Source organism: Streptomyces himalayensis subsp. himalayensis (assembly GCF_013778455.1).
In the GTDB taxonomy this organism is placed as follows: domain Bacteria; phylum Actinomycetota; class Actinomycetes; order Streptomycetales; family Streptomycetaceae; genus Streptomyces; species Streptomyces himalayensis.
The window spans coordinates 33102-53209 of sequence record NZ_JACEHE010000042.1; the positions used below are offsets into that span (position 1 = coordinate 33102).

Annotated in this window: 19 protein-coding genes and 1 pseudogene; 8 read left to right on the forward strand and 12 right to left on the reverse strand. The window is 68.6% G+C overall.

Going from position 1 to position 20108, the window contains the following annotated elements; genetic code table 11:
• Nucleotides 1–75: 75 nt before the first annotated feature.
• The 4 genes from H1D24_RS37395 to H1D24_RS37410 form a co-directional block, all read right to left on the reverse strand.
• On the reverse strand, nucleotides 76–1143 hold the full coding sequence (locus H1D24_RS37395) for an alkene reductase (protein WP_181662195.1): 1068 nt from the start codon (nucleotides 1141–1143) through the stop codon (nucleotides 76–78).
• A 526-nt stretch (nucleotides 1144–1669) separates the two neighbouring features.
• Nucleotides 1670–3559 carry a propionyl-CoA synthetase gene (locus tag H1D24_RS37400; protein ID WP_181662196.1) on the reverse strand — a complete coding sequence of 630 codons (1890 nt, stop codon included), beginning with the start codon at nucleotides 3557–3559 and terminating at the stop codon, nucleotides 1670–1672.
• A gap of 175 nt (nucleotides 3560–3734) precedes the next feature.
• Complete coding sequence (locus tag H1D24_RS37405) at nucleotides 3735–4646, reverse strand: alpha/beta hydrolase (protein WP_181662197.1); 912 nt, start codon at nucleotides 4644–4646, stop codon at nucleotides 3735–3737.
• Nucleotides 4647–5147: 501 nt separating this feature from the next.
• The gene (locus tag H1D24_RS37410; protein WP_181662198.1) at nucleotides 5148–6161 is read right to left on the reverse strand and encodes an NADP-dependent oxidoreductase; all 1014 of its coding nucleotides are present in this window, start codon (nucleotides 6159–6161) and stop codon (nucleotides 5148–5150) included.
• Between the two features lie 140 nt (nucleotides 6162–6301).
• Between H1D24_RS37410 and H1D24_RS37415 the strand changes: the two genes are divergently transcribed.
• The gene (locus H1D24_RS37415) at nucleotides 6302–6775 is read left to right on the forward strand and encodes a winged helix-turn-helix transcriptional regulator (protein WP_181662212.1); all 474 of its coding nucleotides are present in this window, start codon (nucleotides 6302–6304) and stop codon (nucleotides 6773–6775) included.
• Between the two features lie 34 nt (nucleotides 6776–6809).
• Here H1D24_RS37415 and H1D24_RS43195 read toward each other — a convergent pair whose 3' ends face one another.
• The 4 genes and pseudogenes from H1D24_RS43195 to H1D24_RS37425 form a co-directional block, all read right to left on the reverse strand.
• Nucleotides 6810–6947 (reverse strand): CGNR zinc finger domain-containing protein, encoded by a 138-nt coding sequence (locus tag H1D24_RS43195; protein WP_258564638.1) that lies wholly within the window; start codon nucleotides 6945–6947, stop codon nucleotides 6810–6812.
• A gap of 67 nt (nucleotides 6948–7014) precedes the next feature.
• Complete coding sequence (locus H1D24_RS43200; RefSeq protein WP_258564639.1) at nucleotides 7015–7242, reverse strand: ABATE domain-containing protein; 228 nt, start codon at nucleotides 7240–7242, stop codon at nucleotides 7015–7017.
• A gap of 286 nt (nucleotides 7243–7528) precedes the next feature.
• A pseudogene (locus H1D24_RS44290) lies at nucleotides 7529–7942 on the reverse strand (DUF6233 domain-containing protein); the annotation flags it as partial.
• A 97-nt stretch (nucleotides 7943–8039) separates the two neighbouring features.
• The gene (locus H1D24_RS37425) at nucleotides 8040–9542 is read right to left on the reverse strand and encodes a SulP family inorganic anion transporter (protein ID WP_181662200.1); all 1503 of its coding nucleotides are present in this window, start codon (nucleotides 9540–9542) and stop codon (nucleotides 8040–8042) included.
• 413 nt (nucleotides 9543–9955) lie between these two features.
• Here H1D24_RS37425 and H1D24_RS37430 point away from each other — a divergent pair, with 413 nt between their 5' ends.
• Entirely contained in the window at nucleotides 9956–10369 is a 414-nt protein-coding gene (locus tag H1D24_RS37430; RefSeq protein WP_181662201.1) for a MerR family transcriptional regulator, read from the forward strand.
• A gap of 408 nt (nucleotides 10370–10777) precedes the next feature.
• Here the strand turns inward: H1D24_RS37430 and H1D24_RS37435 are convergent, their stop codons facing one another.
• On the reverse strand, nucleotides 10778–11170 hold the full coding sequence (locus tag H1D24_RS37435) for a MarR family winged helix-turn-helix transcriptional regulator (protein ID WP_309484589.1): 393 nt from the start codon (nucleotides 11168–11170) through the stop codon (nucleotides 10778–10780).
• A gap of 215 nt (nucleotides 11171–11385) precedes the next feature.
• Complete coding sequence (locus tag H1D24_RS37440) at nucleotides 11386–11886, reverse strand: GNAT family N-acetyltransferase (RefSeq protein WP_181662203.1); 501 nt, start codon at nucleotides 11884–11886, stop codon at nucleotides 11386–11388.
• 206 nt (nucleotides 11887–12092) lie between these two features.
• Between H1D24_RS37440 and H1D24_RS37445 the strand changes: the two genes are divergently transcribed.
• From H1D24_RS37445 to H1D24_RS37455, 3 genes are all read left to right on the forward strand, one after another.
• The gene (locus H1D24_RS37445; RefSeq protein WP_181662204.1) at nucleotides 12093–12581 is read left to right on the forward strand and encodes a MarR family winged helix-turn-helix transcriptional regulator; all 489 of its coding nucleotides are present in this window, start codon (nucleotides 12093–12095) and stop codon (nucleotides 12579–12581) included.
• A complete protein-coding gene (locus H1D24_RS37450) occupies nucleotides 12578–13870 on the forward strand; it encodes an MFS transporter (protein WP_181662205.1) in 1293 nt (430 codons plus the stop codon). Before H1D24_RS37445 ends, H1D24_RS37450 begins: the two co-directional genes overlap by 4 nt.
• A 228-nt stretch (nucleotides 13871–14098) precedes the next feature.
• Nucleotides 14099–14842, forward strand: a complete 744-nt coding sequence (locus tag H1D24_RS37455; protein ID WP_181662206.1) for a VOC family protein — start codon at nucleotides 14099–14101, stop codon at nucleotides 14840–14842.
• Nucleotides 14843–15188: 346 nt separating this feature from the next.
• Here the strand turns inward: H1D24_RS37455 and H1D24_RS37460 are convergent, their stop codons facing one another.
• Complete coding sequence (locus H1D24_RS37460) at nucleotides 15189–15605, reverse strand: hypothetical protein (protein ID WP_181662207.1); 417 nt, start codon at nucleotides 15603–15605, stop codon at nucleotides 15189–15191.
• A gap of 32 nt (nucleotides 15606–15637) precedes the next feature.
• Between H1D24_RS37460 and H1D24_RS37465 the strand changes: the two genes are divergently transcribed.
• Nucleotides 15638–17008 carry an MFS transporter gene (locus H1D24_RS37465; protein WP_374064543.1) on the forward strand — a complete coding sequence of 457 codons (1371 nt, stop codon included), beginning with the start codon at nucleotides 15638–15640 and terminating at the stop codon, nucleotides 17006–17008.
• Between the two features lie 421 nt (nucleotides 17009–17429).
• On the opposite strand, the gene H1D24_RS37470 is transcribed toward H1D24_RS37465, so the two are convergent.
• The gene (locus tag H1D24_RS37470) at nucleotides 17430–18785 is read right to left on the reverse strand and encodes a cytochrome P450 (RefSeq protein WP_181662208.1); all 1356 of its coding nucleotides are present in this window, start codon (nucleotides 18783–18785) and stop codon (nucleotides 17430–17432) included.
• A 20-nt stretch (nucleotides 18786–18805) separates the two neighbouring features.
• On the opposite strand from H1D24_RS37470, the gene H1D24_RS37475 reads away from it, so the two are divergent.
• Nucleotides 18806–19213 carry a YciI family protein gene (locus tag H1D24_RS37475; protein WP_181662209.1) on the forward strand — a complete coding sequence of 136 codons (408 nt, stop codon included), beginning with the start codon at nucleotides 18806–18808 and terminating at the stop codon, nucleotides 19211–19213.
• Nucleotides 19214–19221: 8 nt separating this feature from the next.
• Nucleotides 19222–20108: RNA polymerase sigma factor (locus H1D24_RS37480; RefSeq protein WP_181662214.1), on the forward strand; the 887-nt coding region annotated here is incomplete at its 3' end.

Consider the following 20108-nt stretch of genomic DNA (forward strand, 5'->3'; position numbering starts at 1 on the left):
GGTCGCCGACCGCCGTGCGCCGCAGCCGTATTGAGGCGCCCGAGGTCGGTGATCCCTCGGACGCCGGGCCTTTCGTCAGGCGGCGTAGGTGGGGTAGTCGGTGTAGCCGGCCGCGCCACCGCCGTAGAAGGTGGCGGGGTCAGGGGTGTTCAGCGGGGCGTCGGCCCGTACGCGCTCGACCAGGTCGGGGTTGGCGAGTGCCATCGAGCCAACGGTGATGACGTCGGCCAGGCCGTTCTCGATGTCCTTGGCGCGGGTGGCTATGTCCGTGCCGGCGCGGTTGAGGAGCAGCGTGGTCGGCCACAGCTTGCGGAGGGTGTGCAGGAGTTCGTCGTCGCCACCGTGGCCGATGTGCAGGTAGGCGAGGTTGAGGGGGGCGAGGGCGCGCAGGAGGTGCGGGTAGAGCTCGTGGGGGTCGTTCTCCGTGAGGTCGTTGAGCTGGAAGGGGTTGCCGGGAGAGATCCGGATGCCGGTGCGGCCGGCGCCGATCTCGTCGGCCACGGCCGTGGCGACCTCCACCGCGAAACGGATGCGGTTGTCGAGAGAGCCGCCGTACTGGTCGGTGCGCTGGTTGGCGCTGGGGAAGAGGAACTGGTTGACCAGGTAGCCGTTGGCCCCGTGGATCTCGACGCCGTCGGCGCCGGCCGAGATGGCGGCCGCGGCGGCGCGCCGGAAGTCGTCGACCGTCGCGGCGACCTCCTCGGTGGACAACTCGCGCGGCACCGGCATCTCCTGGGGCCCGGAGGCGGTGAACATGAGGCCGGTCGGCTTCATCGCGGAGGGAGCCACCGGCTGCCGGTGGTGGGGGGTGTTGTCGGGGTGGGAGATTCGCCCGGCGTGCATCAGCTGGATGACGATGCGCCCGTCGGCCTTGTGTACGGCGTCGGTGACCTTCCGCCAGCCGGCGATGTGCTCCACCGTGTAGATGCCCGGGGTCACGGGGTAACCCTGGCCGTCGGCGGAGGGCTGGGTGCCCTCGGTGATGATGAGCGCGTGCGAGGCGCGTTGGGCGTAGTACTCGGCGTTCAGTTCGGTCGGCACGCCTTCCAGGGTGGCCCGGCTGCGGGTCAGGGGGGCCATGGCCAGCCGGTGGGGCAGGGGGATCTCCCCGGCGACGGTCGGGGTCCACAGGGCGTTCAGCATGGGGGATTCCTCAGGTGATGGGTGGTTGATGGCTACGAGGGCGTGGTGGTCGGCGTGCGGGGTCGGCCGGGTGGAGGCCGAGCCTTCCTGCCGGTAAACCCGATGGCGCATCCGTTATGAGCACCCCTTATAGAATTACGATCGTAATGTTATGCGCCAGGACCGGGCGGCGCAAGAGGGGTCATGGCGGTCGGGTCTGTGTGGCCGCCGGCCGAGTCGGCGCACGGCAGGCGGACTTCCGGCGCGTGACGGAGCGTGGGTGCGACACGCGGCACCGCGGACGCATTGCCGACAGCTCCTCCGTGGTCGGCTTCGTCCCGGAGCAACTACGCGAGACCACCAACCGGCCGTTCGCGGCGGCAGTCAAGGGCGGCGACGCTCCGACGTCGTCGGCAGGGCGATTGTCGTCGCAGCGGCCGACCCGGCGTCGACCTGCCGTACGCCCTCACCCAGGCCGAGGGGTCGGGCCCCGGAGTCCGGCGGCGCGCGCCGCTTCGTCAGCGCCGGCCGGGCCGTCGGTCAGCATTCATGACGTGTCACCATCGCGACGGAGAACAGGGCGCAGGGCCTCGATGACGCTGGGGTCGTCCACGGTGGAGGGCATGGGTTCGTCGTGGCCGTCGGCGATGCCGCGCATCGTCTTGCGCAGGATCTTTCCCGAGCGGGTCTTGGGCAGGGCGGCGACGACCGCGATGTCCTTGAGGGAGGCGACGGCGCCGATGCGTTCGCGTACGAGCTGGACGAGTTCGGCCTCGACCTCGCGCGCTTCGCGGTTGTTGCCAGCTTTGAGGACGACGAAGCCCCGCGGGACCTGTCCCTTCAGGGCGTCGGCAACGCCGATGACGGCGCATTCGGCGACGTCGGGGTGGGCGGCCAGGGCCTCTTCCATACTGCCGGTGGACAGGCGGTGGCCGGCGACGTTGATGACGTCGTCGGTGCGGCCCATGACGAAGACGTAGCCGTCCTCGTCGATGTGGCCGCTGTCGCCGGTGAGGTAGTAGCCGTCGAAGGCGGAGAGGTAGGAGGCGACGTAGCGGTCGTCGTCGTTCCAGAGGGTGGGGAGTGCGCCGGGCGGCAGGGGAAGCTTCACGACGATCGCGCCGTCGACGCCCGCAGGCACCGGCTCGCCCGAGGGGTCGAAGAAGCGGACGTCCCAGCCCGGCAGCGGGCGGGTGGGGGAGCCGGGCTTGAGAGGAGCCGCTTCGATGCCCACAGGGTTGGCGACGATGGGCCAGCCGGTCTCGGTCTGCCACCAGTGGTCGATCACCGGGACGCCCAGGAGGGCGCTCGCCCAGTGATAGGTCTCGGGGTCGAGGCGCTCGCCGGCGAGGAAGAGGTAGCGCAGGCTGGAGAGATCGTAGTCGGCGCTGAGGGCCCCCTTCGGATCCTCCTTGCGGATGGCGCGGAAGGCGGTAGGGGCGGTGAACATGGTCTTGACGCCGTACTCGGCGGCGACACGCCAGAACTGCCCCGCGTCCGGGGTGCCGACCGGCTTGCCCTCGTACAGGACCGTCGTGGCGCCGACCAGCAGAGGCGCGTAGACGATGTACGAGTGCCCGACGACCCAGCCGACGTCGGAGCCGGTGAACATCGTCTCGCCCGGCCCCACGTCGTAGATGGCGCCCATCGACCAGTGCAGGGCGACCGCGTAGCCACCGCAGTCACGCACGACTCCCTTGGGCTTTCCGGTTGTTCCGGACGTGTAGAGGATGTACAGGGGATCGGTGGCGGCGACGGGAACGCAGTCCGCCGGTGGTGCGGCGGCGACCAGCTCGGCCCAGTCGAGATCGTCCGGCCCCAGCGCGGCCGGCTCCTGCGGGCGTTGCAGGATCACGCTCTTCTCCGGCTTGTGGACGGCGAGTTCGATCGCCCGGTCGAGCAGCGGCTTGTACGCGATGACGCGCTTGCCCTCGATGCCGCAGGAGGCGGAGACGACCACCTTGGGGGCGGCGTCGTCGATGCGGAGGGCGAGTTCGTGCGGGGCGAATCCGCCGAAGACGACCGAGTGGACCGCGCCGATGCGCGCACAGGCCAGCATCGCGACGGCTGCCTCGGGAACCATCGGCATGTAGATCACCACGCGGTCGCCGTGTCCCACGCCGAGCTGCGTGAGCGCTCCAGCGAAGGCCGCCACCTCGTTCCTCAGCTGCGCGTATGTGTAGGTGCGCCGGGTGTCGGTCACGGGTGAGTCGTAGACGAGCGCGGGCTGTTCGCCGCGGCCGGCTTCGATGTGCCGGTCGAGCGCGTTGAAGCAGACGTTGAGCCGTCCATCGGGAAACCAGCGGTAGAAGGGCGCGCCCGAGGAGTCCAGGGCGCGTCGCGGAGCGACATCCCAGTCGATGCCCTCTGCCGCCTTCAGCCAGAAACCTTCCGGGTCTTCGGTGCTGAAGCGGAAGACATCCTCGTACATTCCCATCGCGCACTCCTTCGTGGCATCGAGGGACCGGTGGTGTGGCGGTGTACAGAACGGTGTCGGACACAAGTACCGCATGCCGGCCGACATGGTCGAGGATGCCGGAGACCGGCGGTCCGGTCACCGGCATCGCGGTGGTGGGGCGGACCCGCCCAGCAGACTCCGCCGTCAGGTTTGCTCAGGTGCCGAGGTGCTTGCGGAGCCACTGCCCCATCTGCTGGATCGCCTGGTCCACCTCGGGTACGCGCCCCGCGCCCAGGATGAAGGAGTGCTGCCCCTCGGGCATCGGATGGACCTCGGAGGTGACCTTGAAGTCCGCGAGGCGGCGGCCGAGCTCGGCGCCGTCGTCGGCGAGGGTCTCGTACTCGCCGTAGTGGACGACCGTGGGCGGCAGGCCGGTCAGATCGGCGTGCACGAGGCTGATCTGCGGGTCGGCGAAGTCCACGGCGGGGTCTTGCAACCAGGCTGCTCGGAAGAGCTCGAGCGTGGCCCTGCTGAGCATCTTGTCGTTGTCTTCGTTCTCGTCGACCGAAGGGTTTTGGATGGTGAGGTCGGTCCACGGCGAGACGCTGACGATCGCGCCCGGGGTCGCCTCGCCCTTCGCGAGCAGACGCAGCGGCAGCATCACCGCGAGGGTGCCGCCGATCGAGTGGCCCGTGCTGCCGATGTTCCTCGGCTCGTAGCCCTGCGAGAGCAGCCACCGGTAGGCCGTCTCGGCGTCGTCGAGCTGCGCCGGGTAGGGGTGCTCAGGCGCCAAGCGGAAGTCCACGACGAGTGAGCGGGCTCCGGCCGCCTTCGCGATGTGGCCGGCGGCCTTGCGGTCCGAGTGCATCGAGGCGGTGACCGATCCGCCGAAGTGGAAGTGGAGCAGCGCCCGGTCGGGGTCCGCGTTCTCGGGGATGGCCCACAGGGCGGGGACGCCGCCTGCGTCGACCTCGGCGTAGGTGACGCCTTCGGGTTCGGTCGACGCCTTGTGGTTCGAGTCGACGATGTCGCGGATCACGGCCAGGTCGAGGCCGGGTGTCGAGGTCTTCGCGCTCACGCTCTCGAGGAACTGCGCGAACTGCTGTGCCTCTGGGCTTGCTCCCATAGTGGTGCTCCTTCACAGGTTGCTGCCACGCCCACTTCCCGCGTGCAGCCGGGTTGATGTGCTGGTCATGACGCTACTGACTGAGTATAGGAAAGTAAACTTAGGTGAGAGGATTGCCCCCATGGATGCGAGGAGGCTCTTCAGGGCATCGGCATGGACCCCGTCTCGACCGGGAGACGTCGAACTGCTCGATCGCCAAGGGACTGTGCTGCGGGTTCACTTGTGCCTCAGCGGGGCTGCGGGCGGCCCGTCCAGCGCGGGCCGCTGGAGTGCTGCGCCGAGTCCGCCGAGCCGCAGGACGGGCCGGTCGTCACCCGGTGAACTCTCCCCGTCGAGCGAACCGTGGGTCCCCGACGTAGGGCGTATGGCGTTGCGGAACGGAACCGAGGTGCCGACCGACAGCGGCGACTGTCCGCGAAGTGGTCGCCCATGCGTCGCCTTGGTGGCGGTGTCGCCCTCTCCTGTGACCGTGCCGGGCGGAAGCTTTTGGCCGGCCTGATCTCAGTTGTTGTCGGGCATCATCGAGATCACGACCTTGCCTGCCTTGGTGCGGCCCTGCTCGACGTGCGCCATCGCCTCGAGTGTCTGGTCGAACGGGAAGGTCCTGTCGATGACCGGGCGGAGCTTCCCGCTGTCGTAGAGGGTGCTGAGTTTGCGCAGCTGGGAGCCGTTGGCCTGCATGAAGAAGAACTGGTAGCGGACGCCCAGCGCCTTGGCCTGCTTGCGGACCTTGCGGCTGAGCGTGTTCATGACTACACCCATGAACGAGGGGGCGCCGAGTTGCTTGGCGAACCCGGCGTCCGGCGGGCCGGCGACACCGATGGCCAGGCCACCGGGCTTCAGTACCGTCAGTGACTTCTCGAGGTTCGCCCCGCCCAGGGAGTCCAGCACCAGGTCGTAGCCGGACAGCACCTTCGAGAAGTCTTCCTTGGTGTAGTCGACGACGACATCGGCGCCGAGGCTCCTGACCAACTTCTCGGTGTCGGTGTTCGTGGTCGTCGCCACCGTGGCCCCGAGGTGCTTGGCGAGCTGGATGACCGTCGACCCGAGGCCACCGGCACCGGCGTGGATGAGCACCTTCTGCCCCGGCTTCACGCGGGCACGGTCGACGAGAATCTGCCAGGCGGCCAAGGCCACCAGCGGCACTGCGGCTGCCTCTTGGAGGGTGAGCGAGGCCGGCTTGGGCGCGACGTCGTCCTGGTCGATCGCGATGAACTCCGCGAAGCCTCCGATCCGCAGGTCGCGCGGACGAGCGTAGACCTCGTCGCCCACTTTGAAGCTGCGCACGGCGGAGCCGACCCGCGTAACGACGCCGGCCACGTCGTGGCCGAGCGGGAACGGGAGCTTGTACTTCAGGAGTTGCTTGAACTCCCCGTTGCGGACCATTTTGTCCAGCGGGTTGATGCTGGTGGCGCTCACTCTGACCAGGACGTCGCGGTCCCCGACGGTGGGCTCAGGTACCTGTGCTGCGCGTGCGCCGTCCTTGCCGTACTTCTCGACTACGAATGCCTTCATGCCGGCCTCCCTTTCTGCGTGATCTTCTCGGTTGTCGATGTGCTGGTAACGACGCTACGTGCTGAGTATAGAAAAGTAAACTCAGATGAGGTTAGAATCACCGCATGGATGCGAGGATCGAAGCTCTTCAGGATGCCGGCATGGACCCCCGTCTCGACCGGGACATGTCGAACTGTTCGATTGCCCGGACCCTTGAGGTCGTGGGTGAGAAGTGGACGATCCTGATCCTGCGCGAGGTCTGGTACGGCTCGTCCCGCTTCAGCGACTTCGAGCGCGTCCTCGGCTGTCCTCGCAACCTCCTCGCGGCGCGGCTCCGGATGCTCGTGGAGGAAGGGATCCTGGCCACTGAGACCTATAAAGAGCCTGGCTCGCGGAGCCGGCCGAAGTACGTGATCACGCCCAAGGGCATGGATCTGGTCCCGGCCGTGATGGGGCTCCTGCAGTGGGGTGACCGTTACCGCGCCGACCCGGAGGGCCCGGCCGTACTGGCGCGACACCGCGGATGCGGCGCGCACGTCGATGCCCAGATCCGCTGCGAACGGGGCCACGTCGTGCAGGCGGAAGACATCGAGAGCGTTCCTGGCCCTGCATTTCGTATGAGGCCCGCCGAGTGAGCTGAGGCTCTTGCGCCCGGAGTTCGTGGTGGGCTCAGTCTGCCCGGGTGTGCTCACTCCGTCTGGCTCGGGCCTGGTGGAGGCGGACCTTGGTGCGGTTGCCGCAGCGGGACATGGAGCACCAGCGGCGGTTGTGGGCGGGGGAGCGGTCCAGGAAGCGCAGGGCGCACATGTCCGGCCGCAGACGCGTACGCGCCGGATCTCGGCGGACAGAAGCAGATCGACGGCGTCCTGGGCGATCAGTGCCAGTGCGGCTGCGGGATTTGTGGCGTGCTCGTGGTGTCGGCGGGCTCCAGGCGTCCGTCCGTGACGGCGATCTGCAGGGCGGGGCGGGGGGCCTCCGCTGCCGCTCGGTTGAGCATGGTGACGTCGCCGGATGAGGGCAACGGGCCGTCGGCGACCGCGAGTACGGCCCGGTCGACCGTCTCACGCAGTCGTCGGCCCGAAACGCCAGGATACGGCGGCACCGGCGGGGTCCGGGGTGCCCGGTGTGAGCAGGTCGGCCTGCTGAAGCCAGAGGGCCAGGTCGTCCGAATTTCGGAGAGTGCCACCAGCTGCTGGACGCCATCGACCGCTCCTCCGCCGAAGGCGCCGCACAGAACCTTGGCCTGACCGGCCCGACCCCGGTGAGAACGGCGTATGCGCCCGGGCGGCCCCATGCCGACTGTCCGCGCGCCTGTCGCTGCGCTCCGCCGTCGGCCTAGATCGGCGCACGCCGTAGGAACGACTCCGCGGATCAGCTGTCCAGCCGCGGTCGAAGCCACGGGGCACCGGATCGAGTTCGGCCGCCGCTCCGCACAGAGCACACAGTCGGGTGCCCGGGTGCTGCGCCGCATCCAGGGCCTTGTCCAGGGTCAGCACCGGCGCCCCGGCCGGGGCCTCTTTGCAGTCGACGGCGTGCACGACGCCCCGGCCAGGCCCGCGGCCCTCGGTCTTCTGCAGCACCCAGCCCGACGGCCGGCGCGGCCCGAGGGCTTGCTCCACGAGAGAGGGCGGCTCCAGATACTCGGTGGGCACCTGGTCATACAAGACGCCTACGAGACGCCGTCGACGGGCCGCACGTGTTCAGGTGCGCACCCACACCCGGTACCCGGCAGGCTCCACGCTGTGCTCCGGCCCGTTCCGGTACGCCGGGAGGCCAACCTTGTACCTCCAGCCGTCCCGCACCTGACGGCGAGCTCAGATCCGCGCAACTTCTCTGAACTGCAGGAGCGGCTGGCACCCGCAAGTGATGACGCTGAGTGAACTATGCCGGGGCGGGCCGTCAGTGGGTGGCGAGTTCGCCGGTGAGTTTGCCGTGGAGGTCAGCGCTGGGTTCGTTCAGGCCGATGATCTCGACCGTCTTGCCGCGCTGGGCGTACTTGGTCTCTATGGCATCCAGAGCGGCCACTGAGGAGGCGTCCCAGACGTGCGCGGCGGACAGATCGATGATGACCTTGTCGGGGTCGGCGGCGTAGTTGAACTGGCCGACGAGGTCGTTGGAGGAGGCGAAGAACAGCTCGCCGGTCACCGAGTACACCACGGTGGCGTTGTCGGGGTCGGTGACGGCGGTGACGTTGGCGACGTGGGCGACGCGCTTGGCGAAGATGACCATGGCGGTGACGGATCCGACGACGACGCCGATGGCGAGGTTGTCGGTGGCGACCACGCAGACGACGGTGATGACCATGACGGCGATTTCGCCGGCGGGCATGCGCTTCAGCGTCTTGAGGGCGATGGAGTGCCAGTCGAAGGTCGCGAAGGACACCATGACCATGACGGCGACCAGGGCGGCCATGGGGATGTCGGAGACGACCGGGCCGAAGACGATGCACAGCATCATCAGGAAAACGCCTGCCAGGAAGGTGGAAAGGCGGGTGCGGGCTCCGGACACCTTCACGTTGATCATCGTCTGGCCGATCATGGCGCAGCCGCCCATGCCGCCGAAGAAGCCGGTGACGATGTTGGCGACGCCCTGGCCGATGGACTCGCGGGTCTTGGAGGAGTGGGTGTCGGTGATGTCGTCGACCAGCTTCGCCGTCATCAGCGACTCCATCAGCCCGACCAGTGCCATCGCGAAGGCGTAGGGGGCGATGGTGGTCAGAGTGTCCAGGGTGAACGGCACGTTCGGCACACCGGGCACCGGCAGGGAGGACGGCAGGGCGCCCTTGTCGCCCACGGTCGGTACGGCGATACCGGCGGCGACGGTGATGACGGTCAGGATCACGATCGATACCAGCGGCGCCGGGATCACGGTGGTGACCCTAGGGAAGAACACCATCAGTGCCAGACCGGCCGCGATCAGCGGGTAGACCGGCCAGGGCACGCCCGTCATCTCGGGAACCTGGGCGATGAAGATCAGGATGGCGAGGGCGTTGACGAATCCGACCATCACGCTGCGGGGCACGAACCGCATCAGCTTCGCCACCCCGAGCGCGCCGAGCGCGATCTGGATGACACCGGCCAGGATGACGGCGGCGATCAGGTAGCCCAGGCCGTGTTCGCGGTTCAGGGGTGCGATCACGAGCGCGACGGCGCCGGTGGCGGCGGAGATCATCGCCCGGCGGCCGCCGACGATCGAGATGGTCACGGCCATGGTGAACGAGGCGAACAGTCCCATCGCCGGGTCGACACCGGCGATGATCGAGAAGGAGATCGCCTCGGGGATCAGCGCGAGGGCTACGACCAGGCCGGCCAGCACCTCGGTGCGCCAGACTTTCGGGTTGTTCAGCCAGTCGGGGCGCAGGCCGCGCAGGCGCGCGGCGGGGGAGACAACGGAAGAAGACAAGGAATCGGGCACCTGTCGTGCTCGGGCACACCCCACTCGGCAGGCCGGGCATGCGGGAGGACGCGGAATGGCCGGGCCGGCACCCCGCGGGGCGGCCCACAACAGGGGCGGGCCGGAAGTTCAAGAAGGGGTAAGGAGCCGGCGCGCGGACGAGCGGGGCCGGGCGGCTCACAAACGGGGGTGAGGTGTCACGGCGGGCAGGCGGCGGCGATCAGCGTCATGGGCTCGCGCACGCATCTCTCCTGCAAGAATCGGATTGTCGCCGGGGGCGCCATCGGCCCCGACACGAATAGTTGCGGGCAAACGCGGGCTGCCCTCAGCGTCTGCAACTCTACCCTAACGTTAGAGTAGAGGTTGGTGAGGTCGTACCGGACGCGGCCCGCCCGGACGAGACGCAGCAGAGGATCACGGGCGTGGACGACAAGCACATGCAGATCGGCGAAGTCGCCGCGCGGACGGAGCTGTCCCTGCGCACTATCCGGCACTACGAGGAAACCGGCCTGGTCACCCCCTCCGCCCGTTCCCAGGGCGGCTTCCGCCTCTACACCGAGAGCGACGTGCAGAGGCTCATGGCCATCCGCCGCATGAAGCCGCTCGGCTTCACCCTCGACCAGATGCGCGATCTGCTGGATGCCACCGACCGCCTCGACACTGGCGCCGACCTGAACAGCGACGAACGGGAGGCCCTGGTGACGCGCGTGCGGACCTACGAGCGGGCCGCTGCCGGGCAGGTGGAGAAACTCCGGGTCCAGTTGACCCGCGCCGAGGACTTCGCCGCCACTCTTCGTGCTCGCCTGGAGCAGAACGCGCCCGCCGCCCGTTCCTGACGCGGTGTGCACCGCGCGGGTCCTTCCGCGTCTCCTTCCTGATCGCGACAGCCGCCATGGTCGTCGGACTGATCCTGGCCTTCTTCCTGTCCCGGCAGTGCCCGAGGTCCCGGACCGAGGCGGCGGGCTGAGCCCCGATCCGCATGGCGGCTCCGGATCCGTCGTGCGGTCCCTCAGTCGAGTTGTGCTGCGGCCCGCGTGAGGCTCACCAGTTGGATTAGCCAACCGTAGTGATGCTGTGGCAGAGTGTGACGCGCACGCCCGGCGCCCAGGCGACGTCGGGCACCCTCCCCGGTCAGGTGTTGTACCTGCCTGACCGGCCAGCGTCCGGAGGGACGTGTCACGCGGGCCGACGGCTATGCCCATCGGTACCAGGGCACGAAGGCGATTGGCGGCATGGAGTGGTTTTCAGCTCTCTGATCCTGTGCAACCTATGGGATCGCTAAGCCAATCAGAGACGCTGTCCTCGATCCGGCTCAGGACCTCAAGAGCCACGGCCTGCTCCTTGGGGGTCAGGTCGTTGACGACGCTGGCCTCGAGATCGAGCCACGCACGCTCCACTTCTTGCCGCAGGGCGCTGCTGGCGGCCGTGGGTTCGACGATGGCGGCCCGCTTGTCGCTGGGGGAGGGGCGGCGGTATACGAAGCCCGCGTTCTCCAGGCGTTGAATGGTGCGGGTCATGGTGGCGGCGTCGGAGCCGAGCAGGCGGACGAGGTCGGTCTGACGCTGGGGGCCGCGCCGAACTGCGACACGGGTCCAGCGAGTTGAGGGGCCGCGCGCATGGCCGGATGTGTCACGCATCGTTCTGGGCATACCGCCCCTGGAAGCCGAGGTGACCGAGTTCCGGCTCGGTGTGATGCCAGGGAACGGCGATGGTGCTCGCTCAAGTGCTACCGCTGTCCCGTGGCCTGAGCAGCCGAACACGCGCGGCGATGCACGGGCGTCGTCGGCGTCCGCTGCGGGACTGTGCGGCCCGACGGGCTACTTGTCCGTCCGAACTGACCGCAGCGCGTCTCTTACGGCAGGGAGCGGGTGAGCCATACCAGTTCGCCGCTGTCTTCGGTCGAGACGTGGTCGCGCTTGAACCCAAGCTTTTCGAGGACGCGAAACGACGGTGCATTCCAGGGACGCACCGTCGACCAGAGCCGTTTCCGCCCAGTCGCGATCGCCGCGTCGAGTACCGCGGACGCCGCCTCGGTGGCATAGCCGTGTCCGTGCACGCGCCGGAACAGCTCGTAGGCAATCTCTGGCTCGTCAACGGAGGCTCGACCGACAGTGAGCCCGCAATACCCGATGAAGTCACCCACATCGCGGCGGGTGACGGGCAGCAGAGCAATCCCTGTCAGCGCCGACGCAGCGCGCTGATCCTCGATCATCCGCCGGTTGTCCTCGATCGACGGCATGCCACCACCACGTTCGGCGACGAGCAGGCGATGGGCGTCGACGTCTGACTCGATCCACGGCCGCAACGTCAGTCGAGCGGTTTCCAGTTGGAGCGGCATCGGCGAATACGGCATGGCGACACGCTATCGACCACACCCCGAACTGGGGCACCTGCGATCACGTGAGACGGACAGCTGTGGTCTGTCTCAACGAACCGAGCCCACGCAAGTGGAAACGTCGCTCGCGTCAGGCCCGCGGAGATCTCCTGCTACATCGCCATACTGCCCCGCCGACACCACTGATCACGACCCGATTATCACAGCACTGTTATATTAGCGCTGTGACATCTTCAGATCCCACAGCGCTACCCGATCCCTGGCACTCTCTGCACGAGCTTCTGGCAGCCATGGACGCCGAGATCGAGCAGGTCTACGTCGAGCGTGGCATCGAGGGGGTGCGGCCTCGGTTCGCCTATCCGCTCATCCGGCTCGCCCACACCGGACCACTGACCATTCGCGAGCTTGCGAAGTCCCTGGGCCGCTCGCACTCCGCGATCAGCCAGACGATCGCCGCCATGCGCAAGGAGGATCTGGTCACCTCCGAGCCGGGGCCTGACGCCCGCACCCGGCGGATCGACCTGACCGAGCGCGGCCGGTCGCTGGTGCCGTTCCTGGAGGCGGAGTGGCGCGCTACCCATGAGGCGGTCGCCGAGCTGGACAGCGAGGTTCCGTGCGCGATGACCACCGTTGTCGAGGAGGTGCGGCGGGCGCTGGAACGCCGGTCGATGCGGCAGCGGATCCTCCACCACCTTGTCGAGCCACCGCGATGAGGGGGCATGTCCGTGCCCGGTTCCTCGACACCCGCCCGCTGCGTAGCAGTCAGCCATTTCGCGACCTGTGGATCGGCACCTCGGTCTCTCAACTCGGCGGACAGATATCCAACGTGGCGGTGCTGGCCCAGGTCTGGGACCTGACCGGCAGCCCAGTGGGCACCGGCGCCATCGGGCTCGCCACCGGCCTGCCGATGGTGCTGTTCGGGCTGATCGGCGGCACGTTGGCCGATACCGTTGACCGCCGTGCGGTGGTGCGGGCCACCACCGCAGGCGAACTGCTGGCCGCCGCAGGGCTGTGTGCCCAGGCCCTGGCGGACAACCGAAACGTGCTGCTGCTGCTCGCCCTGGTCGCCATGGGGACGAGCTGCAGCGCTCTCGGAGCTCCTGCCCGGCGCACCTTCCCGGTCCGGCTGTTGCCGGGCGACCAGGTCGCGGCCGGTCTTGCGCTGACCAACGTCTCCTTCCAGGCAGCGATGCTGGCCGGTCCTGCGATGGCCGGGCAGATCATCGCCCGCTGGGATTTCCCTGTCGCATACGCAACCCAGGCCGTGGCCATGACTGTCTCGATGCTCGCGGTGATGCGCCTGCCTGCCATGCGGCCCGAAGGCGCCGACACGGCAGGCGGTCGGCGCCGGCCAGAGCGTGGCGGTTGGCAGATCGTCCTGCGCCGCCCGACGCTGTGGGGCTTGATGGCCACCGACCTGTCCGCAACGCTGCTCGCCATGCCCGTCGCGCTCTTCCCGCTGGTCAACGAGATCCGCTTCGGGGGAAACCCAAAGACCCTCGGCCTGTTCCTCTCGGCCGTCGCGGTCGGGGGGATCACGGCCGGTCTGCTCTCCGGCACGGTGACGCGCTGGCGCCGTGGCGGCCTGGTACAGCTGTCCGCAGCCGGTGTCTGGGGCCTGGCGCTGGCCTGTTTCGGTCTGGCGGGGCCGTTGTGGCTGGCGCTCGGCTGCCTGGCCGTGGCGGGCGCTGCCGACACCGTGTCTGTCGTCACCCGCAGTGCCCTGGTCCAATTGGAGACCCCGGACGCGTACCGGGGTCGGGTCTCCTCGGTAGAACACGTCATCGGTGTCGCGGGCCCCGACCTCGGCAACTTCCGTGGTGGCCTGTTGGCGTCGGCCACCTCCGCCTCCTTCTCCCTGGTCTTCGGCGGACTGTCCGCCATCCTGGCGATCGCCGCCGTGGCCGCGACCAACGCCCCCCTTCGCGCCTACCGCACGCCGCCTGCTGTCGCGAAGCCGACCGCCCCTGGAGTCGCCGACGCGGCGGCGGCCGCTGGTTAGGTTTGCTGATTCGCCTCCAGCCTTGACGCCCGGCGAGGGGTCGTCAGCGGCGCGGCACGCTGACGACCCCTCGCCGGGCGTCATTCCTGGGCTTCTCGGCGGCGTCGGTAGTCGATGAGGGGCTTTCCGTGGAGCTTTGGCGAGCTGAGCATTGCGGCTGGTGAGCGCGTTGATCTTTGTTTGGCGACTACCTGCGTCGTTGCAGAGCGGGTGCATAGGATCGCCGGCATGGCACTGCGACCTGTTCAGGTGAACATAAAGGCTCTTGATGACTCGGCGGTCGGCCGGTTCTGGGCGGAGGCGCTCGGCTGGGGTGTTTCGAGCGAGGGACCCGGCGTGACCAACGTTGAACCCGTCGGCGGCTTCGTTTGGCCGGATCCGGTCGCCGTCTGCGTCGACGTCGTTACCGTCCCGGAGCCCAAGACAACAACAAAGAACCGTGTGCACCTCGATCTCGCCACCACCTCTGCGGCCCACCAGGCGGAGTTGGTCGCGCGCCTCCAGGCTCTCGGTGCGACGCCCGCCCACGTGGGCCAGGGCGAAGTGCCGTGGACGGTCCTCGCCGACCCGGAGGGCAACGAGTTCTGCGTGCTGGAGCCTCGGGAGATCTACCGGGACACCGGGCCGATCGCCCGGGTGGTGGTCGACTGCGCGGATCCGCGGGCCATGGCCCGGTTCTGGGACGAGGCGATGGACTGGACCCTGCACGAGGTGACTGACGATCATGCGGTGTTGCGCTCCGCCAAGGGTGTCGGCCCGTATCTCGAGTTCCTCCGCACGCCCAGCGGGAAGGCCGTGCCAGACCGCGTTCATATTGACCTGCTGCCGTACCCCGGTGACGACCAAGAGGCGGAGGTGGCCCGGCTGCGGGCCCTCGGCGCCACCGACCTCGACCTTGGCCAGGGCGACGTCCCGTGGAGGTGCCTGGCCGACCCGGAGGGCCACGAGTTCTGCGTCCTCGCCCCGTCCTGACACGGAGCCTTGACGACACCCCGACACGTGAGTCTTGTGTGCTCATGCGCGATGACCCCGGGTGGGTTGGGCTGCGGCGTGTCGGTCCTTTCGGGCGGCAAGAGCTTGTGTGTCGGGGGCGAGATCAGCTCGCTCGCCGACCACAACACTCAACTCGAACAACTGAAAGCGCTTTAGAGGGCGATTTCAGCGAGATAGTCGAGGGCGGTGCCGAGGAGTTCAAGGCTCGTCTTGCCGTGGCTCCGGCTGCGGTGTCGGCGGAGCTATTGCGTTGCACCGTCGAGGCATGCCCCGTCGATCCTGGAACTACCGATGTTCTGCCCAACGCCGCATTTTATGGCGGCGGTTACGCCGTCCTGGCCTCGGTTTCGGCGTCGGGGGAAAGCGGGCCCTCCTGTGCGGCGAGGGCCGCGTCGACGAAGGCCTGCACGAGCACGGCCACTTCGGCCACCGTGACGTCCTTCAGCCATCTGCCGGTCGTGTGCCAGCCGCAGTCCAGCTCGAACCGGTACACGCCGTGCACGTACTCCAGCTCACGGGCGTACGGCTCGCGTCGGCAGGGCCCGTGCCGCTCGGTCTGCTCCAGGTGTGCGACAACCACGCCGGGGTGGAACCGGCGGGGCAGGGTCTGCTGGGCGCGGCAACCCCGGCACTCCAGCAGGTGCAGCACGCTGGCCTCGTGCTGCGACGCTGCCGTTCGGAGAGGTTCGCGTTCCTGCTGCTGGGCGCCCAGCCGCGGAAAATGCCGTGCCCGCAGCCCCATTCCCGTGCCAGGATGCGCCGCGTCCCGATGCCTTGCGCTCTGTGGAGCTGCAATTGCCCGGCGATCGCCGCCCGTTCACCGCCGTACTCGCCTCCAATGTCGTCTCCATCACCGGGAGCGTGCTCACCGGTATGGGCATGCCATGGTTTGTCCTGCAGAGCACCGGGAGCGCCGCCAAGGCGGGGATCGTGGCGTTCTGCACGATGTTGCCGGTGGTGCTGTCTGCGATAGTCGGCGGTCCGGTCATCGACGTTATAGGCAGGCTCAGGGTCGGCATCGTGTCCGATCTTGTCTGTGGAGCGGCCGTCGCCGCGATTCCGTTGCTGGAGTTCGCCGGGGTGCTGCGGTTTTGGATGCTGTGTGGGCTGATGGCCGTCACCGGGCTGTTCCATGCTCCAGGCGCGACTGCCCGCGGTGTCCTTCTGCCCACGCTCGCCGAGCGTGCCGGGATGCCGCTGGCCCGGGCCGCCGGGTGGTACGACGGCGCCTCACGCTGTGCGGGGATGATCGGCTCGGCAGTCGGCGGTGTGCTCATCGCCCTCCTGGGTGCACAGAATGTCCTGTTGCTGGACGCCGCAACCTTCGCCGTGTCCGCCTCGCTCCTCGCATTCGGCCTGCGCGGCCTGGCCGAGGCCCAACCTCAGAAGCGGTCCGAGCCGGCATCGTCGCGCTCCTATCGCCGCGAGCTGAGCGAGGGCTACCGCTATGTGCTTGCCACGCCGCTGCTCCTCGGCATCTGTCTCATGACCCTGGCCACCAGGGGCCTTGACCAGGGCTGGAGCGCCGTACTCCTTCCGGTTCACGCACGTGAGGAATTGGGGGGCGCCGCCGACCTGGGTCTGTTGAACGCGTTGTTCTCCCTCAGCGCGCTCACGGGGGCACTGGTCTATGGAGCGGTGGCCGGCCGCTTCCGGCGATGGCCGGTGTTCACCATCGCGTTCCTCGTAGGCGGCATGCCTCGCTTCGCGGTAGCCGCCTTCACCGACACGGTCGCTCCGCTGGCCGTGACGATGGCGATCGAGGGCATCGCCTTCGGTGTTCTCAGTCCCATCATGACCACGGTGATGTACGAAACCGTGCCAGAAGAACTACGCAGCCGCGTGCTCAGCGCGACAACTGCCGCGGTCCTGACGATCACCCCGCTGGGCGGCCTCACTTCTGGCTACCTTGTGGACTCGATGGGCTTGTTCGCCACGATGCTGGCGGTTGGCGGTGCGTATCTCCTCGCCACCCTCACCCCGGTCATCTTCCCGGTGTGGAGGCAGATGGACAATCCCGACTCCTCCACGGGCGGGTCGAAGCGTCTGATGCCGCAGGACGCGGCGGGCCCACCCGGAGGCCCACCTCGACCTGCGACGGACAACGGCCGTGCCGATCCCGGCGACCACGAACGGGGAACCTGATCAACCGCGGCCGCTGAACGACTCGTTCCTTCCCCTAATGTTCGCTCCAGCGTCCGGAGATGCTGAACTCGTGGCCTCCACCGAGGCAGGAGGGCGAGCCGGTCTGCCGGATCAGGAAGGCAGGTCGAGGTCGTTGGAGCATCCGGCGATCTGGCCGAAGCGGGTAAGCCCAGGTGAGTGACGCCCGGCTTGGGGGCGGCATCACGTTGAGCCAGCTTGTCTTCGGCGCGCCGGTGAGGCTGATCTCAAGTCCTTCAACTTCGCCGAGCCAGCCCGGGTGTCGCGCCTGCACGGCAACTCGTACAGCACGCCGCGCATGTGGCCGTTGTACGGCCGGCAGGTCGCCCCGGAGCACGGCGGGCCATGGCGACGTACCCCGTTCTTCGAAGACCGGATCAGCGCCCGAGTGAGAATCAAGGACTTACACAAGAACGCTTACACGCTCTCGCAGGGACATCGGAAGCGACCGCGGCGTGGAGGAGAGCCGTGGAGCGAGGCGCGCGTGTGCTCCGGGCAGCGGATCGAGTTGCCAGCGGGCCACGATGGAGGCCAGGGCGAGGGTGGCCTCGGTCAGCGCGAAGACTTCCCCGATGCATTTTCGGGCACCGCTGCCGAAGGGCGTGAACACGCCGCGGGGTAGGCGGGGGCGGTCGTCGTGCCACCGATCGGGGTCATAGCACTCGGGGTCAGGGAAGAGGTCGGCGCGGTGCTGCACGATGTGAGGGCTGTACACGACGTTGGAGCCAGCCGGAAGGCGATGGCCTGCCAGCTCGACGTCCTTGGTCGTGACCCTGGTGAACAGCCAGCCCGGTGGGTACAAGCGCAGCGTTTCCATGAGGACCCGGCGCGTCAGGTCCAGGTACGGGAGGTCGTCGTACTCGGCGATCCGCCCGGCGAGCACGGTATCGACCTCGTTGTGGAGCCGCTCGCGGATGTCGGGATTGCGTCCAAGCAGGTACAGCGACCCGGACAGCAGGGGGGCTGTGGTCTCACTGCCGCCGAGGTAGAAGGTGAAGACTTGGTCATGGATTTCCGCGTCGGTCAGGCCTTGTCCGTTTTCGTCGCGAACGGCCAGCAGGATGGACAACAGATCTCCGTGGTCCACGCCCGAATGCCGGTAGTCAGCAGTGAGCTGGGCGACGTACTGTCTGAGCCGTCTTCGGGCCTGGTCGAACCGGCGGTTGCCCGGGGTTGGCAGTCGGTTGAGGAGGGGCCAGGGCAGGAGCATCCGACGGATCATGCCGGTCATGACGTCGTGCATGCACAGCCGCAGCTCCGCGAAGGTCGCATCGTCGAGGTCGGCGGCGAACAGGGTGCGCGTCGCGAGGCCTGCGGTGAGCTCGTTCACGGTGACCAAAACATCGAGCTTCTGGCCCTCCGTCCAGTTCTGGAGCATCGCGGTGATCTCCGAGGACATCACTCGGGCGTAAGCGGGGAGGCGATCACGGTGGAAGGCCGGCTGCAGCAGTCGGCGTTGCCGACGGTGATCCGCGTGCGGGCAGGTCGCCAGCCCGTTCCCGCCCACGATCCGCACAAGCTCGAAGATCGCCCCGCCCTTGTCGAAGGTCCGGTCGTCGAGGAGAACCTGATGGACCAGATCCGGGGCGCAGAGCGCATAGAACGGCACCGGTCCGAGCTTGATCTTGACCAGGTCGCCGTGCGCCGGCAGCGAGGCCAGGAAGTCCAGCGGCCGCCTGCGAAAAAAATTCGGACGGCGACGTCGAGAACCCGTGACCGGCTCCGTCCCCGTATTGAACGTGACCACAATGGGTCGCATCAGCACCGAGGAGAAACACGATGGCCAAGTACTTGCTGCTCAAGCACTACCGCGGCGCTCCGGCGGCGGTCAACGACGTGCCCATGGACCAGTGGACGCCGGAGGAGATCTCGGCCCACGTGCAGTACATGAACGACTTCGCGGCCCGGCTCGAGCAGACCGGCGAGTTCGTCGACGGTCAGGCGCTCGCCCCCGAGGGGACGTGGGTCCGGTACGACGGCGAGGGCCGCCCGCCGGTCACCGACGGCCCGTTCGCCGAGACCAAGGACCTCATCGCCGGCTGGATGGTGATCGACGTCGACAGCTACGAGCGCGCCGTCGAGCTGGCCGGGGAACTGTCGGCCGCCCCTGGGGCGGGCGGGAAGCCGATCCACGAGTGGCTCGAGCTGCGCCCGTTCTACGGCGTGTCGCCCACCATCACGGAGTGACCTCACCGATGGACGAGGCCCTGCTCCGCAGCCTCACGCCGAGCGTGCTCGCCATCCTCGTCCGCCGCGGAGCCGACTTCGCGGCGGCCGAGGACGCCGTGCAGGAGGCGCTGGTCGAGGCGGTCCGCGTCTGGCCGGCCGACCCGCCGCGGGATGCCAAGGGCTGGCTGGTCACCGTGGCCTGGCGCAAGTTCCTCGACCAGGCCCGGGCGGACGCCGCCCGCCGCCGGCGTGAGGACCGCCTCGACGAGGAGCCGGCGCCCGGGCCCGCGCCCGCGGTCGACGACACGCTCCAGCTCTACTTCCTGTGCGCCCACCCGTCGCTGACGCCGTCGTCCGCGGTCGCGCTCACACTGCGCGCCGTCGGCGGGCTCACGACCCGCCAGATCGCCCAGGCCTATCTGGTGCCCGAGGCGACCATGGCGCAGCGGATCAGCCGGGCCAAGCGCACCGTCTCCGGCGTGCGGTTCGACCAGCCCGGCGACGTCGCCACCGTGCTGCGCGTCCTCTACCTGGTCTTCAATGAGGGTTACTCCGGCGACATCGACCTCGCCGCCGAGGCCATCCGGCTCACCCGGCGGCTGGCGTCCGCGATCGATCACCCCGAGGTGGCTGGGCTGCTCGCCCTCATGCTGCTCCACCACGCCCGACGCGCCGCCCGGACCGCGCCCGACGGCAGCCTGGTGCCGCTCGCCGAGCAGGACCGCGGCCGGTGGGACACCGGGGCGATCGTCGAGGGCATCGAAATCCTGCAGGCGGCCCTCGCCCGCGACCGGCTGGGCGAGTTCCAGGCCCAGGCAGCCATCGCAGCACTCCACGCCGACGCGCCCACCGCCGAGGAGACCGACTGGGTGCAGATCGTCGAGTGGTACGACGAGGTCGGCGAGGTCCGTGC

Coding starts and splice junctions, on each gene's coding strand:
- H1D24_RS37395 (WP_181662195.1), bottom strand. CDS start 1,143: ATGCTGAACGCCCTGTGGACCCCGACCGTCGCCGGGGAGATCCCCCTG.
- H1D24_RS37400 (WP_181662196.1), bottom strand. CDS start 3,559: ATGGGAATGTACGAGGATGTCTTCCGCTTCAGCACCGAAGACCCGGAA.
- H1D24_RS37405 (WP_181662197.1), bottom strand. CDS start 4,646: ATGGGAGCAAGCCCAGAGGCACAGCAGTTCGCGCAGTTCCTCGAGAGC.
- H1D24_RS37410 (WP_181662198.1), bottom strand. CDS start 6,161: ATGAAGGCATTCGTAGTCGAGAAGTACGGCAAGGACGGCGCACGCGCA.
- H1D24_RS37415 (WP_181662212.1), top strand. CDS start 6,302: ATGGACCCCCGTCTCGACCGGGACATGTCGAACTGTTCGATTGCCCGG.
- H1D24_RS43195 (WP_258564638.1), bottom strand. CDS start 6,947: ATGTGCGCCCTGCGCTTCCTGGACCGCTCCCCCGCCCACAACCGCCGC.
- H1D24_RS37435 (WP_309484589.1), bottom strand. CDS start 11,170: ATGCGTGACACATCCGGCCATGCGCGCGGCCCCTCAACTCGCTGGACC.
- H1D24_RS37440 (WP_181662203.1), bottom strand. CDS start 11,886: ATGCCGTATTCGCCGATGCCGCTCCAACTGGAAACCGCTCGACTGACG.
- H1D24_RS37450 (WP_181662205.1), top strand. CDS start 12,578: ATGAGGGGGCATGTCCGTGCCCGGTTCCTCGACACCCGCCCGCTGCGT.
- H1D24_RS37455 (WP_181662206.1), top strand. CDS start 14,099: ATGGCACTGCGACCTGTTCAGGTGAACATAAAGGCTCTTGATGACTCG.
- H1D24_RS37460 (WP_181662207.1), bottom strand. CDS start 15,605: ATGGGGCTGCGGGCACGGCATTTTCCGCGGCTGGGCGCCCAGCAGCAG.
- H1D24_RS37470 (WP_181662208.1), bottom strand. CDS start 18,785: ATGCGACCCATTGTGGTCACGTTCAATACGGGGACGGAGCCGGTCACG.
- H1D24_RS37475 (WP_181662209.1), top strand. CDS start 18,806: ATGGCCAAGTACTTGCTGCTCAAGCACTACCGCGGCGCTCCGGCGGCG.